We start from the raw sequence: 12,383 nt of genomic DNA, 5'->3' as shown, positions 1-12,383 counted from the left end.
CGCAGCTTAATCCCTGGTGGCGGGGCCCGCGTTCGCCGAGGATGGCGGCATGACCACCACCACCGGATCCCACCGCACCGAGCCCTCCACCACCGCGAACGAGCGGGAGATGCTGGACGGCTGGCTCGACTACCACCGCGCCACCCTCGCCTGGAAGTGCGAGGGCCTCGGGGAGGAGCAGCTGGGCCGTGCCCCGCTCCCGCCGTCCGAGCTGAGCCTGCTGGGCCTCGTACGGCACATGGCGGAGGTGGAGCGGTACTGGTTCCGGGAGATCATGCTGGGCGAGGACCTCCCCGAGCTGTACTGCACGCAGGAGGACCCGGACGGGGACTTCCACTTCGGCCCCGGGGCCACCTGGACCGAGGCCGAGCAGACCTGGCAGACGGAGGTCGAGCTGGCGCGGCAGGCCGCGGCGGGCCGTTCGCTGGACCTGTTGTCGGATGCGGAGAGCCACCACCGCGGCGAGACGTTCAGCCTGCGCTGGGTCTACACGCACATGATCGAGGAGTACGCGCGTCACAACGGGCACGCGGACCTGCTGCGCGAGCAGATCGACGGTGCCACGGGCGACTGACGCGGGGCACGGGCCGACGGCACGCCGGCCGCACCCCGGCGGCACGGCGACCGCACGCCCATCGCCGCGGGAGGTGACGGGCGGGTGTCCGGGGGATGTCCGTCACCCGTGCGGGGTCAATTTCGGCTCCGGATTTCGCAACGGGGTCCTCGCACAGCAGAGTTGCGCGAGTGCATCCAACGCGAACCACGACAAAGCTGCTGCTCGGAGTCGCCTGTGCCGTCTCGGCCGTCTCCGGCTGCGTGAATGTGACACCCGCCCCGATGCAGCCGGCGGCCGCCCCCGGGACGGCGGCGGCCCCGCCACGGCACGAGCCGCGCGGCGGACCGGGGGCCGTGCCGGTGGAGGTACAGGCACCGGCCCTGGAGGCCCTGAAGGCGGTACCGGAGCAGTCCGCGCAGCCGGCGGCCCCCGCCGGGGGCGGGGCGTCCGCGCCGCGCGGGGCGGCGGCTCCGGCGGGAGCGGCGGGCATGCCGGGGACGGGCGCGGGCGCCGGAGAGGCCTCACGGGCCGTCCCCCCGGTGCCGGACATCCCGGAGCCGCACCGGCCCTCCCGGCACGGCGCGGGGGGCAAGGGGGGCCGCGCGGACCGGCCGGGGCCCGACGCCGAGGTCCCGCGCGAGCTGATGAGGGAGCTGCCGGTGCGGCCCGCGGACGTGTGCGCGCTGGGCCGCCGGCACGGGCGCTGGCACCCGGACAGCCCGGAGGCCCGGATCTGCGCGGGCGTCCACGACGGCTGAGCGGCCGCCGATCCGCCGAGTCGCCGATCTGTCGGGCCGCTGATCTGCCGATCCGCCGATCCGCTACGGGTTCTGCTCGGGGAACGGACGGGGCCCCCTGCCCGGTTCCGCGGCCAGGCGCCGCTCCAGCCGGGCGATGGCCGCCCGTACGCCGTTCCCGTACCCGTCGTCGGACAGGACCCCGGTGGCGGCCCGGGCCCGGGCCAGGTGCAGCCGCGCCGCCTCGGGCCGCTGGAGTTTCACGTAGTCGGCGGCCAGGTTGAGGTGCAGCGACGGGTAGAACGCGCGCACGGCCGGATGGGGCTCGTGCTGCGCGGGCAGCCCGTCCCGCAGCCCCGGCGCCGGCCCGTCGGCGGCGGTCAGGGCCCGCAGGTCCCAGGCCAGTTCGTCGGCGGGATCGTCCTGGGCGTCGGCCAGGTAGTGCGCGAGCGTGCAGCGGTGGAGGGAGTCGCCGTCCTCGCCGATCTCGGTCCAGATCTCGCCGAGGCGGTTGCGGGCCTCCTCGCGGTCACCGGCGTGCAGCAGGATGACGGCCTGGCCGATCCTGGTCATGACGGCGTCCTCCGACGCCTCCTGCTGCTCCGTCACGGCGGCCTCCGGCCTGCTCTGCCAGACCTGCTCCGGTCTGATCGTCACGACGCTAACCGGAGGCGCCGGTTCTGGCACCGAGGCGCGGTGGGGCGTCAGCCCAGGTCCGGGATCGTCCAGTCGATCGGCTCATGCCCCTGGGCCGCGACGGCCTCGTTGATCTGCGTGAAGGGCCGGGAGCCGAAGAACTTCTTGGCCGACAGCGGGGAGGGGTGGGCGCCCTTGACGACCGCGTGCCGCTCCTCGTCGATCAGCGGGAGCTTCTTCTGCGCGTAGGCGCCCCACAGGACGAAGACGGCCGGGTCGGGGCGGTCGGCCACGGCGCGGATGACCGCGTCGGTGAACTTCTCCCAGCCCTTGCCCTTGTGCGAGTTGGGCTCGGCCTCGCGGACGGTGAGGACCGCGTTGAGCAGCAGGACGCCCTGCTCGGCCCACGGCATCAGGTACCCGTTGTCCGGGATCGGGGTGCCCAGCTCCGCGTGCATCTCCTTGTAGATGTTGCGCAGGGAGGGCGGGGTCTTGACCCCGGGACGCACGGAGAAGCACAGGCCGTGACCCTGGCCGGCGCCGTGGTAGGGGTCCTGGCCGAGGACCAGGACCTTCACCCGGTCGAACGGGGTGGCATCCAGGGCGGCGAAGACCTGCTCGTGGGGCGGGTAGACCGGCCCGTTCGCCCGCTCCTTCTCGACGAACTCGGTGAGCTCGCGGAAGTAGGGCTTCTCCAGCTCGTCGCCGAGGACGGGGAGCCAGGACTCGGGCAGCATCTCGGTCACGTCTACAACCTCCGGTACAAGTTTCGCGCGTGCCTGTGCGGCGCGACACCTCCAGAACCTACCGGGGGCCACTGACAACGCCGCATCCGCGGGCACCCTGGGGCACCCGCGGACGCGGCGTCGGGGCGGCGGGCGCGCGCAGGCGCACCGGCTACCAGCTGGTCTTGCGGTACAGCTCCCACATCTGCATGGCGGTCTGCGGGTCGAGGGCCCGCTCGGCGCCGGCGATGTCCTCGCGGGCGGCGACGTAGAGCTTGCCCTGCCACAGCGGCAGCAGCCGGACGTCCTCGGCGAAGATCTGCTGGGCCTGCTCGAACTCGTGGACGCCGGCCGAGCGGTCGCTCTCGCGGCGGGACTTGGGCAGCAGGTCGGTGAGGATCTGGCCCGGCTCGTACGGGGTGCCGACCGCGTTCTCCTTGCCGACGAACGGCGCGATGAAGTTGTCCGGGTCCGGGAAGTCGGGGAACCAGCCGCGGCCGAAGACCGGGTACTCGCCGTTCTTGTAGCCGACCTGGAACACCTTCCAGGGCTGGCCGCGCAGGGTGACCTTGAAGAGGCCGCTCTCGTCCAGCTGGCGCTTGAGCTCGGTGAACTCGTCGGCCGTGGAGGCGCCGTAGCGGTCGGTGGTGTACCAGAAGGTCAGGTCCACCGGCGTGGGGATCCCGGCGTCCTTGAGCAGCTTCTGGGCCTTCTTGACGTCCGCCTGGCCGTACTTGTCGTAGAAGGGCGTCTTGTGGCCCACGACCCCCTTGGGGACCATGGAGTACAGCGGTTCGGCGGTGCCCTGGTAGACCTTGGAGACGATCGCGCCGCGGTCGACGATCTGCGCGATGGCCTGGCGCACGGGCAGCTTCGCGACCTGCGGGTCCTTCGGGTTGAAGACCAGGTAGCGGATCTCCGCGCCGACGTTCTCGACGACCTGGACGCCCTGGTTGTGCGAGGCGGGGGTCTGCAGGTCCTTGATCTCGGGGGCCGACAGACCGCGGTAGGTGGCGTCGATCTCCTTGGCCTTGAGCGCGGCGACCATCTTGGTGGAGTCCGCGAAGTAGCGGATGGTCACGCCGTCGTTGCGCCGGTTCGCGAAGCCGTTGTAGGACCCGTTCTTGCCGAGGACGGCCTCGCTGCCCTCCTTGTACGAGTCGAGCACGAACGGGCCGGAGCCGGTGATCTTGCCGTCCTCGCGGACCTTGTCGGCCGGGTACTCGTTGGGCGCGACCAGGGAGGCGGCCGGCGAGCCGAGCACGAAGGGGAACGTGGCGTCGGGGGTCTTCAGGTGGAAGACGACCGTCAGGGCGTCCGGGGTCTCGATCTTGTCCAGGCTGCCGAAGAGGTCCTTCGGGCCGGTCTGGGAGTTGATCGTCCGGATCCGGTCGAGGGAGTGCTTGACCGCCTTGGCGTCGAGCGGCTCGCCGTCGGAGAACTTCAGGCCCTTTTTCAGGGTGCAGCGGTACGACTCGTTCGCGGAATCCGTGAACTCGCAGGTCTGGGCCGCGTCCGGCTGGGGCTTGGTGGAGCCCGTCGGGAATGCCAGCAGGGTCTGGTAGACGTTCCGGTACAGCTCCCAGGAACCGTCCCAGGCGGCGGCGGGATCGAGGGTGCTCGGGGCGCTCGTCGTGCCGACGACGATTCTCTTCGCGGCGTCGCTGCTGTCGTCCGAAAGCAGACCGCATCCGGCGAGCAGGGATATGGACGCAAGGGCTGCAGTGATCTGCAGGCATCTGGTCCGGATGAACACGTGCACGCTCCTCGATCAGCCAGGGGTGCGGCAGACCCTACCGCAGTGCCTCACAAATCCAATGGGCAGGTTTCATGTGACACTTGACCGATTTCGTGCACGTTAGGTACGCATTTGCCTCCCCCTGGGAGGCAAATGCGTCCGATTATCGATCAGTGCACTCCGGCATTGAGGAACATTCCCCCGTCAACGACCAGAGTTTGGCCGGTGATCCATTCCGCTTGTGCAGATGTAAGAAAAGCGGCCGCTCCGCCGATGTCCTCCGGCAGTCCCAGCCGGCCGAGCGGATAGGCCGCCGCGGCCTCCTGCTCCCGGCCCTCGTAGAGCGCCTGCGCGAACTTCGTCTTGACCACCGCGGGGGCGATCGCGTTGACCCGGACCCGGGGCGCCATCTCGTGGGCGAGCTGGAGGGTGAGGTTGACCATGGCGGCCTTGCTCATCCCGTACGCGCCGATGAACGGCGAGGCGGAGACGCCGGCGATGGACGCGATGTTCACGATCGCGCCGCCGTTGTCCTTCTGCCAGGCGTGCCAGGTCCGCTGGGCGAACCCGAGGGCCGAGATCACGTTGGTCTCGAAGACCTTGCGCGCGACGCCGAGGTCGAGGTCCGCGATCGGGCCGAAGACCGGGTTGGTGCCCGCGTTGTTGATCAGGAAGTCGACGCGCCCGAAGGCCTCCATCGTCCGCTCGACCGCGACGCCCTGGTGGGCCTCGTCGTGGGCCTTGCCGGCCACCCCGATCACCCGGTCCGCGCCCAGCGCCTCGACGGCCTCCTTGAGGGCGTCCTCGTTGCGACCCGTGATGCACACCCGGTCGCCGCGGGCGACGAGCGCCTCGGCGATGCCGTAGCCGATGCCCCGGCTCCCTCCGGTGATCAGCGCGACCTTGCCGCTGTCCGCCGCCGCCTGCGTGCTGTTGTCCGTCATGACCTGCGCCTGCCTCTCGTCAGTTGAGCGGGCCGCCGGCCACGTACATGACCTGGCCGGAGACGAAGCCGGCGGCCTCGCCCGTGAAGAAGGCGATCGCGTTGGCGATGTCCTCCGGGCGGCCGACGCGCTGGACGGGGATCTGGGTGGCCGCGGCGGCCTGGAAGTCCTCGAAGCCCATGCCCACGCGCGCGGCCGTCTGCGCGGTCATCTCCGTGACGATGAAGCCGGGGGCGACGGCGTTCGCGGTGACGCCGAACTTGCCGAGCTCGATGGCCAGGGTCTTGGTGAAGCCCTGCAGGCCGGCCTTGGCCGCGGAGTAGTTGACCTGGCCGCGGTTGCCCAGCGCCGAGCTGCTGGAGAGGTTCACGATGCGGCCGAACTTGGCCTCCACCATGTACTTCTGACAGGCCTTCGACATCAGGAACGCACCGCGCAGGTGCACGTTCATGACGGTGTCCCAGTCGTTCTCGCTCATCTTGAAGAGCAGGTTGTCGCGCAGCACGCCCGCGTTGTTGACCAGGACGGTCGGCGCGCCCAGGGTGCTCGCGACGCGCTCGACGGCCGCCTCCACCTGCGCCGCGTCGCTGACGTCGCAGCCGACCGCCAGGGCCTTCCCGCCGGCCGCCGTGATCGCCTCGACGGTGTCCTTGCAGGCCGCCTCGTCGAGATCGAGTACGGCGACCGCCCGGCCCTCGGCGGCCAGGCGCACGGCGGTGGCCGCGCCGATGCCCCGGGCCGCCCCGGTCACGATCGCGACGCGCTGCTCGGTGGTGGACATGGTGGATCTCCTCGCCCTCGGAATCCTCATCAGCGGCTCCCCATGGGTGAGCAACCGCTTAGTAGCTTCAGCTGAGGAGACGCTAGGAGCCCTGGCACCCGGTGTCAACGGCCGCCGCCGCCAGGGCTCCACAGGGCGTGGCGGCCACCGTGCGGATCAGCGCGCGGATGGCCGTACGATCAGCGGACCAACAGGTCGAGCAGCCGTTCCACCTCGGCCTCCGGGTCGGCCGTCAGGCCGGTGTGCACGGGCCCGGGCTGCACCACCGTGCTGCGCGGGGCGATCAGCCAGCGGAACCGGCGTCCCGCGTCGTCACCCGCGGCCTGGCCGGCCCGCTCGCCGCCGCTGCACACGCCCTCCACGGCACGCAGGGCCGCCCGTACGCCCGCCACGTCGGCCTTCGGGTCCAGGGCGAGGAGCTTGGCCTCGTCCAGATGGGTGCGCGCGGCCACGTACGAGCGGGCCCGGCAGTAGACGATCACGCCGGCGTTGAAGCACTCGCCGCGCTCCATCCGGGGCACCACGCGCACCAGCGCGTACTCGAACACGTCCCGCTTGGTCACTCGTTGTCGCTCTTGTTCTTCCGGGGGCGGGGGTCGAGGCGGTCGGCGAGCCAGCCGGGGGGACCCGACCGGGGCTTCACCTCGGCCTCCGTCGAGATCCTCTCGTGGATCGTGGCCGCGCGCGGCAGCAGCACGTCCACGTAAGCGCGGCGCAGCGCGTCGGTGGAGTCGAAGCCGGGCTCGTCGACCAGCCACTCGTCGGGCACGTCGGCGACGACCTCTTCGAGCAGTTCCCTCGTGACCAGCGGCGCGAGGGCGGCGGCCGCCGCCGCGACGTCCGGGCCGAAGGGGGCCAGGACGTGGTCGGAGGCGTTGTACGGCTTGGCCGCGGCGCTCTGGGCGGTGGGCCAGTTGTGGTGCCAGATCATGGTGGCGCCGTGGTCGATCAGCCACAGGTCCCCGTGCCAGACCAGCATGTTCGGGTTGCGCCAGGACCGGTCGACGTTGTTGATCAGCGCGTCGAACCAGACCACGCGCCCGGCCTCGGCCGGGTCCACCTGGTACGCGAGCGGGTCGAAGCCGATCGAGCCGGGCAGGTAGTCCATGCCGAGGTTGAGCCCGCCGCTGGCCTTGAGCAGCTCCTGGACCTCCTGGTCCGGCTCGCCGAGCCCGATCACGGGGTCGAGCTGCATCTGCACCAGCCGCGGCACCCGCAGGCCCAGCCGCTGGGCCAGGCGCCCGCAGATGACCTCGGCGACCAGGGTCTTGCGCCCCTGGCCGGCTCCGGTGAATTTCATGACGTAGGTCCCGAGATCGTCGGCCTCGACGATCCCCGGGAGCGAGCCGCCCTCACGCAAGGGCGTGACGTAACGGGTCGCGATCACTTCGGACAGCATCCGCCCAGGTTACGGGGGCCGGCGCGCGGGAGCCCACCCCTCAGGCGGGGGCCCACCGCTCCAGCAGGGCGTCGGCGGTGGTGATCGTCGCGACGAGCGCCAGCGAGTTGCGGATCACCTCGGCGGTGTACGCGGCGGGCACGCCCGCGATGGCGTCGCAGGGCACGACGACCCGGTAGCCGAGGTTGACCGCGTCGAAGACGGTGTTCGGGATCGCGATGTTCGAGGAGACCCCGGCGACGACGAGGGTGCGGATGCCGAGGTTGCGCAGGAGGGCGTCCACGTCGGTGCCGGCGATCGGCGAGAGCCCGTGCAGCCGGCGGACCACCAGGTCGTTCTCGGCCACCTCGATGGGCGCCGCCACCTCCACCGCCGGGCTCCCGGACAGCTGCTTGACGGGCAGTTTCCCGGCGGCCCGGAACAGCCGGGCGTTGTCGTTGGCCGCCAGCCCGTCCGGCCGCCGCTCGGCGATCGCGTGCAGGACCTGTACGCCGGCCGCGTGCGCGGCGTCCACCAGCGCGGCCACCCGCCCCAGCATCCCCGAGTCCCGGGCCTCCTTGGCGAGCTCGGGCAGGGCGCTCTCCTCGCCGACGACGCCGTTCTGGCACTCGACGGTGAGCAGCGCGGTGGTGGCGGGATCGAGTTCCGGCATGGCTCCCCCTGGCGTGACGGCGGTCGATCCCGCATGATTCCTGACACTCAGTCAGATGTGAAGGGGTGCGGGACGGATGGACGGATCACAGCGGCGGGGCCGCCGCATCATGATGACCGACGCGGAAGTGGACGCCTTCCTGCGCGAGCAGCGCACCTGCCGGGTGGCGACCGTCTCGGCGGACGGCCGTCCGCACGTGGGCGCCCTGTGGTTCGCCTGGGACGGCACCTCGCTGTGGCTGTACTCGATCACCCGCAGCCGCCGCTGGTCGGACCTGCGGAAGGACCCGCGGATCTCGGTGGTCGTGGACGCGGGCGAGGCGTACGACGAGCTGCGCGGGGTCGAACTCTGCGGCAGTGCCGTCTTCGTGGGCGAGGCCCCGCGCACGGGCGAGCCCTGCCCGGAGCTGGCGGAGGCGGAACGGCTCTTTCCGGCCAAGAACTTCGGCATCGAGGAGATGCCGCACGACGGCCGCCACGCCTGGATCCGCCTCACCCCGGAGTCGATCGTCTCCTGGGACTTCCGCAAGCTCTGACCGGGCCGGCGGCTACACCACCGCGGCGGCGGCCTGCCCGAGTGCCGCCACGGCGGCCCGGATCGAGGGCCGCCGGTCCGCGTCCGCCCGCCAGACGACGTACACGTGGCGCCGGACGGCATCGCTCACGGGCAGCAGCCGGACCCCGGGCGGCACCGGGCCGCGCCCGAGCCGGGGCGCCACGCACACGCCGAGCCCCGCCTCCACGAAAGCCAGCTGGGTGTGGTGCTCCTCGGCGATGTGCGCGATGCGCGGTTCGATGCCGGTTCCGCGCAGCGTGTACACGAGCCATTCGTGGCAGAACTGGCCCTCGTTCCAGGAGATCCAGTCCTCGTCGGCGAACTCGGCGAGCGAGATCCGGTCGCGGTCGGCCAGCCGGTGGCCGGCCGGCACGGCGATGTCGCAGGAGTCGTCGAGCAGGTGCGCCCGGGTGAGCTCGGCGGGGACCGGCATCCGCTTGTTGTGCCAGTCGATGGCCAGCGCCAGGTCGAGGTCCCCGCGGACGACCGCCGCCATGCCGTCCTCCGGCTCCTGCTCCCGCACCCGGGTCCGCAGTTCGGGGTGGTCGGCGCGCAGGACGGTCAGCGCCTGGGGCAGCAGCCCGCGCATGGCCGTCGGGAAGGCGCCGATCCGCAGCTCGCCGACCGCGCAGCCCCGCTGGGCCTCCACGTCGGCCTGGGCGAGCTCCACCTGGGAGATGATCCGGGCCGCGTGATCGGCGAGCAGCCGTCCGGCGTCCGTGAGCCGGACCCCGCGCCCGTTCTTGGCCAGCAGCGGCTGGCCGACCTCCCGCTCCAGCTTGGCCATCTGCTGGGAGACGGCGGACGTGGTGACGTGGAGCCCGTCGGCCGCTCCGCTGACCGAGCCGTGGCGGGCGAGGGCATCGAGGGTGCGCAGGCGCTCCAGGTTCAACATGTAAGCAATGCTACGCCGTGACTGCGAAGAAATCTCGCTTGTCCTACGTAGTTGAGCGGAGCAGAGTTCTCCTCATGAGCGCACCCGCCACCCCTCGCCCCATCCCCGGCCCCACCCTCTCCCCGCCGGTCACCGCCCCCCGCACCGCCCGGGTGGACTGGCGGATCCGCTTCGCGGTCCTCTCGGTGGTCTGGGGCTTCAGCTTCCTGCTGATCAAGGTGGGCACGGAGGCCTACGCGCCGTTCCAGGTCGCCCTCGGCCGGGTGCTGTCCGGGGCGCTCGCACTGCTGGCCGTGCTCCTGGTGCGCCGCGAGCCGCTCCCCCGGGGCCGCCGCACCTGGGGCCACCTGTTCGTGGCGGCGCTGCTGCTCAACACCCTCCCCTTCTCGCTGTTCTCGTACGCCGAGCTGAGCATCCCGTCGAGCCTGGCCGGTATCTGCAACGCCACCTCGCCGCTGTGGGGCATGGCGCTGTCGCTGGTGGCCCTGTCCGAGGACCGCCCCACGCGCCGCCGCTTCGCCGGCCTCGGCCTGGGCTTCCTCGGCGTCCTGACGGTCCTCGGCGCCTGGCAGGGCTTCTCGGGGATCGACGCCAAGGGCACCGCGCTCGCCCTGCTCGCCTCGCTCTGCTACCCGATCGGCTGGATCTACGTCCGGCGCACGCTGGCCTCGGTCCCGGGCTCGCCGGTGGCGCTGACCGGTGCGCAGCTGATGCTGTCCACGGTCCAACTGCTGGCGTTCAGCGCCGCGTTCACCTCGGCCCCCACCGCGTTCCCGCTCTGGCCGACCCTGTCGGTGATCGCGCTGGGCGCACTGGGCACGGGGATGGCCCTGCAGATGCAGTACGGACTGGTGTCGGAGGTAGGCCCGACCACGGCCCAGATGGTCACCTACTTCATCCCGGTCATCGCCACCACGGCGGGCGTCCTGCTCCTCGGCGAGCAGCTCCACTGGAACACCCCGGTGGGCGCGGCGATCGTCCTGGCGGGCGCGGCCCTGACCCAGACGCGGCGCCGCTAGGGGGCGGGGGCCTACCAGCAGTCGCCGAGGATCGACCCCGAACCGTCGGGCGTGTAAGTCGCCCACAGGGTGAACAGCTCCAGCAGGATCGCCAGGACGTTGAGCAGGGCGAAGACGAAGGCCAGGAGCCCTGGCCAGGTGTCCCAGAGCCGGACCCCACGACGACGCCGGATCCACCGGGCGAGCAGCATGCAGACGACCATGGCCGACAGCCCGAGGACCGGCCCCGCCCACGCGGCGACGTGTTCCATCGCAGGGACGGGCATGTGCCGGCAGGCCGCCTGCTGCCGGTCGACCCAGTCCCCGTGGATGGCCTGCACCTTGTAGGAACTGACCACTCCGAGAGCAGCCAGGACCGGGACGAGCAACGCCACGATCACCGTGCCGGGTGAGACCGGGTTCTTCCGCTCGGCGTCGTGGAACGCGGCGGCGGAGGGGGAGGTTTCCATCAGTACCAATTCGGATGCGGTCGGACGATGTGGATGCGCTGCTCACCGTGGTTCCTGGTGGCAACGTGTTCGCGGCTCTCCAGACTCACGTTCTGGAACGAGCTGGTGTGCTGGGTCAGCTTGATGTCGCCGTCAGGGGTTACCGAAGTGACCACGGCGGCGTGATAGATCTCGCCCTGCGGCTCGGCGGGGTCGGCGGCGACCTGCTCGTAGAAGATCACGTCGCCCGGGCGCGCTTCCGATCGCGCGACCTCCTCACCACCGTTGTGCAGGAGGAACCCGTGCAAGCCCTTGGCTTGCGCCCATGAACGGGAGTGGTAGGCCCGTTGATCGACGAAGTCCCACCCCAGGCCGCTCTCCCGACCCCAGGTGTTCTCGCCCCGGGGACCGAGCCAAAAGTCGAACTTCTTCTGCATCCCTCCGGCCTCAAGGGCCGACGACGTGAAATTCGCGCAGTTGTTCTCGAACTTCAGGTCGTCCTTCTTGTCCCAGTGGTCGAGCGCGTACCGCACCATCTCGACCCGGTCGATCTTCCCGTCGGGTCCGCGCAGTTCGCGCCCGACCTCGGGCGGCAGGCCCTTGAGGTCGGCGAGGGTCACGGGGTCGGCCCGCATGAGGTCCTTCTGCTGCTGCGGGGTCAGGCCGTCCCACCAGGCGCGCTGGAGGTTCGGGTCCTTCCCGACCGGGATGTCCGCGCGGAGCATCTCGAATTCGATGTGGGACGCCTCGACGAGGATCTCGTTGTGCGCCTGCGAGGTGTCGGAGACGTTGATGGTCGTCGCGAGCTTGTCCAGTTCGGCGGAGGCCTTCGCGTCCGCCTGGTCAGCCTCGCGCAGGGCTTCGTCGATCAGCCCGTTGATCTCGGATATCTGGCCCAGTTCCTTGGTGTAGGCGTCGCGCACGTTCTGCGGCACGTTCGGGCCGACGGGTGCGGCCCCCGTGTACGCGCCCACGGCGCGGCCGTCCTCGATGCTCAGCCCGCGCTCGCGCGCCAGCTCGGCCGCGTGGAAGAGCGTGCGCTGGGCGAATCCCATCGAATGGGCCAGGGCGTCGAGGACCATGGCCACGCCCTTCATGATGTCGCCGCCGGACTCCAGTCGGTTGGCGAGGTCCTCCAGGCGCTTGCCGGCCTGCTTGCCGGTGGCGTCCGCCCAGTGGTCGTCGAGTGGCCTCTTGCCCTGCGCGCGGATGTCCTCGCAGGCGGAAGAAGAACGGCGGGCGAGGTCGACCCAGTCGTCCGCCGCCTTCTGCCACTGGTCCACCCGGCAGTCGTACAGGTCGTGATAGGCGACCACCG

General features: G+C 71.4%; 15 protein-coding genes. 4 read left to right on the top strand and 11 right to left on the bottom strand.

The window, feature by feature from the left end; all coding sequences use genetic code 11:
* Window positions 1-49: 49 nt before the first annotated feature.
* Together ACFYZS_RS26400 and ACFYZS_RS26395 are read left to right on the top strand one after the other, a co-directional pair.
* Complete coding sequence (locus ACFYZS_RS26400; RefSeq protein ID WP_389017366.1) at window positions 50-574, top strand: DinB family protein; 525 nt, start codon at window positions 50-52, stop codon at window positions 572-574.
* Between the two features lie 170 nt (window positions 575-744).
* On the top strand, window positions 745-1,314 hold the full coding sequence (locus ACFYZS_RS26395) for a hypothetical protein (RefSeq protein ID WP_389017363.1): 570 nt from the start codon (window positions 745-747) through the stop codon (window positions 1,312-1,314).
* A gap of 63 nt (window positions 1,315-1,377) precedes the next feature.
* Here ACFYZS_RS26395 and ACFYZS_RS26390 read toward each other — a convergent pair whose 3' ends face one another.
* The 8 genes from ACFYZS_RS26390 to ACFYZS_RS26355 form a co-directional block, all read right to left on the bottom strand.
* Window positions 1,378-1,902: a hypothetical protein gene (locus ACFYZS_RS26390; RefSeq protein ID WP_389017878.1), complete on the bottom strand. Its 525-nt coding sequence runs from the start codon at window positions 1,900-1,902 to the stop codon at window positions 1,378-1,380.
* 95 nt (window positions 1,903-1,997) lie between these two features.
* On the bottom strand, window positions 1,998-2,666 hold the full coding sequence (locus ACFYZS_RS26385; RefSeq protein WP_389017874.1) for a uracil-DNA glycosylase: 669 nt from the start codon (window positions 2,664-2,666) through the stop codon (window positions 1,998-2,000).
* A 160-nt stretch (window positions 2,667-2,826) separates the two neighbouring features.
* The gene (locus ACFYZS_RS26380) at window positions 2,827-4,410 is read right to left on the bottom strand and encodes an ABC transporter substrate-binding protein (protein WP_389017360.1); all 1,584 of its coding nucleotides are present in this window, start codon (window positions 4,408-4,410) and stop codon (window positions 2,827-2,829) included.
* A 152-nt stretch (window positions 4,411-4,562) separates the two neighbouring features.
* Window positions 4,563-5,336 carry an SDR family oxidoreductase gene (locus tag ACFYZS_RS26375; RefSeq protein WP_389017357.1) on the bottom strand — a complete coding sequence of 258 codons (774 nt, stop codon included), beginning with the start codon at window positions 5,334-5,336 and terminating at the stop codon, window positions 4,563-4,565.
* A gap of 19 nt (window positions 5,337-5,355) precedes the next feature.
* Window positions 5,356-6,117, bottom strand: a complete 762-nt coding sequence (gene fabG, locus ACFYZS_RS26370; RefSeq protein ID WP_389017354.1) for a 3-oxoacyl-ACP reductase FabG — start codon at window positions 6,115-6,117, stop codon at window positions 5,356-5,358.
* A 179-nt stretch (window positions 6,118-6,296) separates the two neighbouring features.
* On the bottom strand, window positions 6,297-6,680 hold the full coding sequence (locus ACFYZS_RS26365; protein WP_030158369.1) for a DUF3037 domain-containing protein: 384 nt from the start codon (window positions 6,678-6,680) through the stop codon (window positions 6,297-6,299).
* Window positions 6,677-7,516 carry a HipA family kinase gene (locus ACFYZS_RS26360; RefSeq protein WP_389017351.1) on the bottom strand — a complete coding sequence of 280 codons (840 nt, stop codon included), beginning with the start codon at window positions 7,514-7,516 and terminating at the stop codon, window positions 6,677-6,679. The genes ACFYZS_RS26365 and ACFYZS_RS26360 overlap by 4 nt, the downstream gene beginning before the upstream one ends.
* 40 nt (window positions 7,517-7,556) lie before the next feature.
* A complete protein-coding gene (locus ACFYZS_RS26355) occupies window positions 7,557-8,168 on the bottom strand; it encodes a cysteine hydrolase (protein WP_389017349.1) in 612 nt (203 codons plus the stop codon).
* A gap of 76 nt (window positions 8,169-8,244) precedes the next feature.
* Here ACFYZS_RS26355 and ACFYZS_RS26350 point away from each other — a divergent pair, with 76 nt between their 5' ends.
* Window positions 8,245-8,703 (top strand): pyridoxamine 5'-phosphate oxidase family protein, encoded by a 459-nt coding sequence (locus ACFYZS_RS26350; RefSeq protein WP_389017347.1) that lies wholly within the window; start codon window positions 8,245-8,247, stop codon window positions 8,701-8,703.
* Window positions 8,704-8,715: 12 nt separating this feature from the next.
* On the opposite strand, the gene ACFYZS_RS26345 is transcribed toward ACFYZS_RS26350, so the two are convergent.
* Window positions 8,716-9,618, bottom strand: coding sequence for a LysR substrate-binding domain-containing protein (locus ACFYZS_RS26345; protein WP_389017344.1), 903 nt, complete (start codon window positions 9,616-9,618; stop codon window positions 8,716-8,718).
* A gap of 74 nt (window positions 9,619-9,692) precedes the next feature.
* Here ACFYZS_RS26345 and ACFYZS_RS26340 point away from each other — a divergent pair, with 74 nt between their 5' ends.
* On the top strand, window positions 9,693-10,637 hold the full coding sequence (locus tag ACFYZS_RS26340) for a DMT family transporter (protein WP_389017341.1): 945 nt from the start codon (window positions 9,693-9,695) through the stop codon (window positions 10,635-10,637).
* An 11-nt stretch (window positions 10,638-10,648) separates the two neighbouring features.
* On the opposite strand, the gene ACFYZS_RS26335 is transcribed toward ACFYZS_RS26340, so the two are convergent.
* Window positions 10,649-11,086: a hypothetical protein gene (locus ACFYZS_RS26335; RefSeq protein ID WP_389017338.1), complete on the bottom strand. Its 438-nt coding sequence runs from the start codon at window positions 11,084-11,086 to the stop codon at window positions 10,649-10,651.
* On the bottom strand, window positions 11,086-12,381 hold the full coding sequence (locus tag ACFYZS_RS26330) for an amidase domain-containing protein (protein ID WP_389017335.1): 1,296 nt from the start codon (window positions 12,379-12,381) through the stop codon (window positions 11,086-11,088). Before ACFYZS_RS26330 ends, ACFYZS_RS26335 begins: the two co-directional genes overlap by 1 nt.
* Window positions 12,382-12,383 lie beyond the last annotated feature (2 nt).

Source organism: Streptomyces sp. NPDC001903 (genome assembly GCF_042891345.1).
Lineage (GTDB): Bacteria > Actinomycetota > Actinomycetes > Streptomycetales > Streptomycetaceae > Streptomyces.
The sequence above is the reverse complement of the archived record's forward strand: the minus strand, read 5'-3'. Positions and strand labels throughout refer to the sequence as shown.

Bases quoted from the DNA above. Each gene is read 5' to 3' on its own strand.
- ACFYZS_RS26400 (WP_389017366.1), top strand. From the start codon at position 50: ATGACCACCACCACCGGATCCCACCGCACCGAGCCCTCCACCACCGCG.
- ACFYZS_RS26385 (WP_389017874.1), bottom strand. From the start codon at position 2,666: ATGCTGCCCGAGTCCTGGCTCCCCGTCCTCGGCGACGAGCTGGAGAAG.
- ACFYZS_RS26375 (WP_389017357.1), bottom strand. From the start codon at position 5,336: ATGACGGACAACAGCACGCAGGCGGCGGCGGACAGCGGCAAGGTCGCG.
- fabG (WP_389017354.1), bottom strand. From the start codon at position 6,117: ATGTCCACCACCGAGCAGCGCGTCGCGATCGTGACCGGGGCGGCCCGG.
- ACFYZS_RS26360 (WP_389017351.1), bottom strand. From the start codon at position 7,516: ATGCTGTCCGAAGTGATCGCGACCCGTTACGTCACGCCCTTGCGTGAG.
- ACFYZS_RS26355 (WP_389017349.1), bottom strand. From the start codon at position 8,168: ATGCCGGAACTCGATCCCGCCACCACCGCGCTGCTCACCGTCGAGTGC.
- ACFYZS_RS26350 (WP_389017347.1), top strand. From the start codon at position 8,245: ATGGACGGATCACAGCGGCGGGGCCGCCGCATCATGATGACCGACGCG.
- ACFYZS_RS26345 (WP_389017344.1), bottom strand. From the start codon at position 9,618: ATGTTGAACCTGGAGCGCCTGCGCACCCTCGATGCCCTCGCCCGCCAC.
- ACFYZS_RS26340 (WP_389017341.1), top strand. From the start codon at position 9,693: ATGAGCGCACCCGCCACCCCTCGCCCCATCCCCGGCCCCACCCTCTCC.
- ACFYZS_RS26335 (WP_389017338.1), bottom strand. From the start codon at position 11,086: ATGGAAACCTCCCCCTCCGCCGCCGCGTTCCACGACGCCGAGCGGAAG.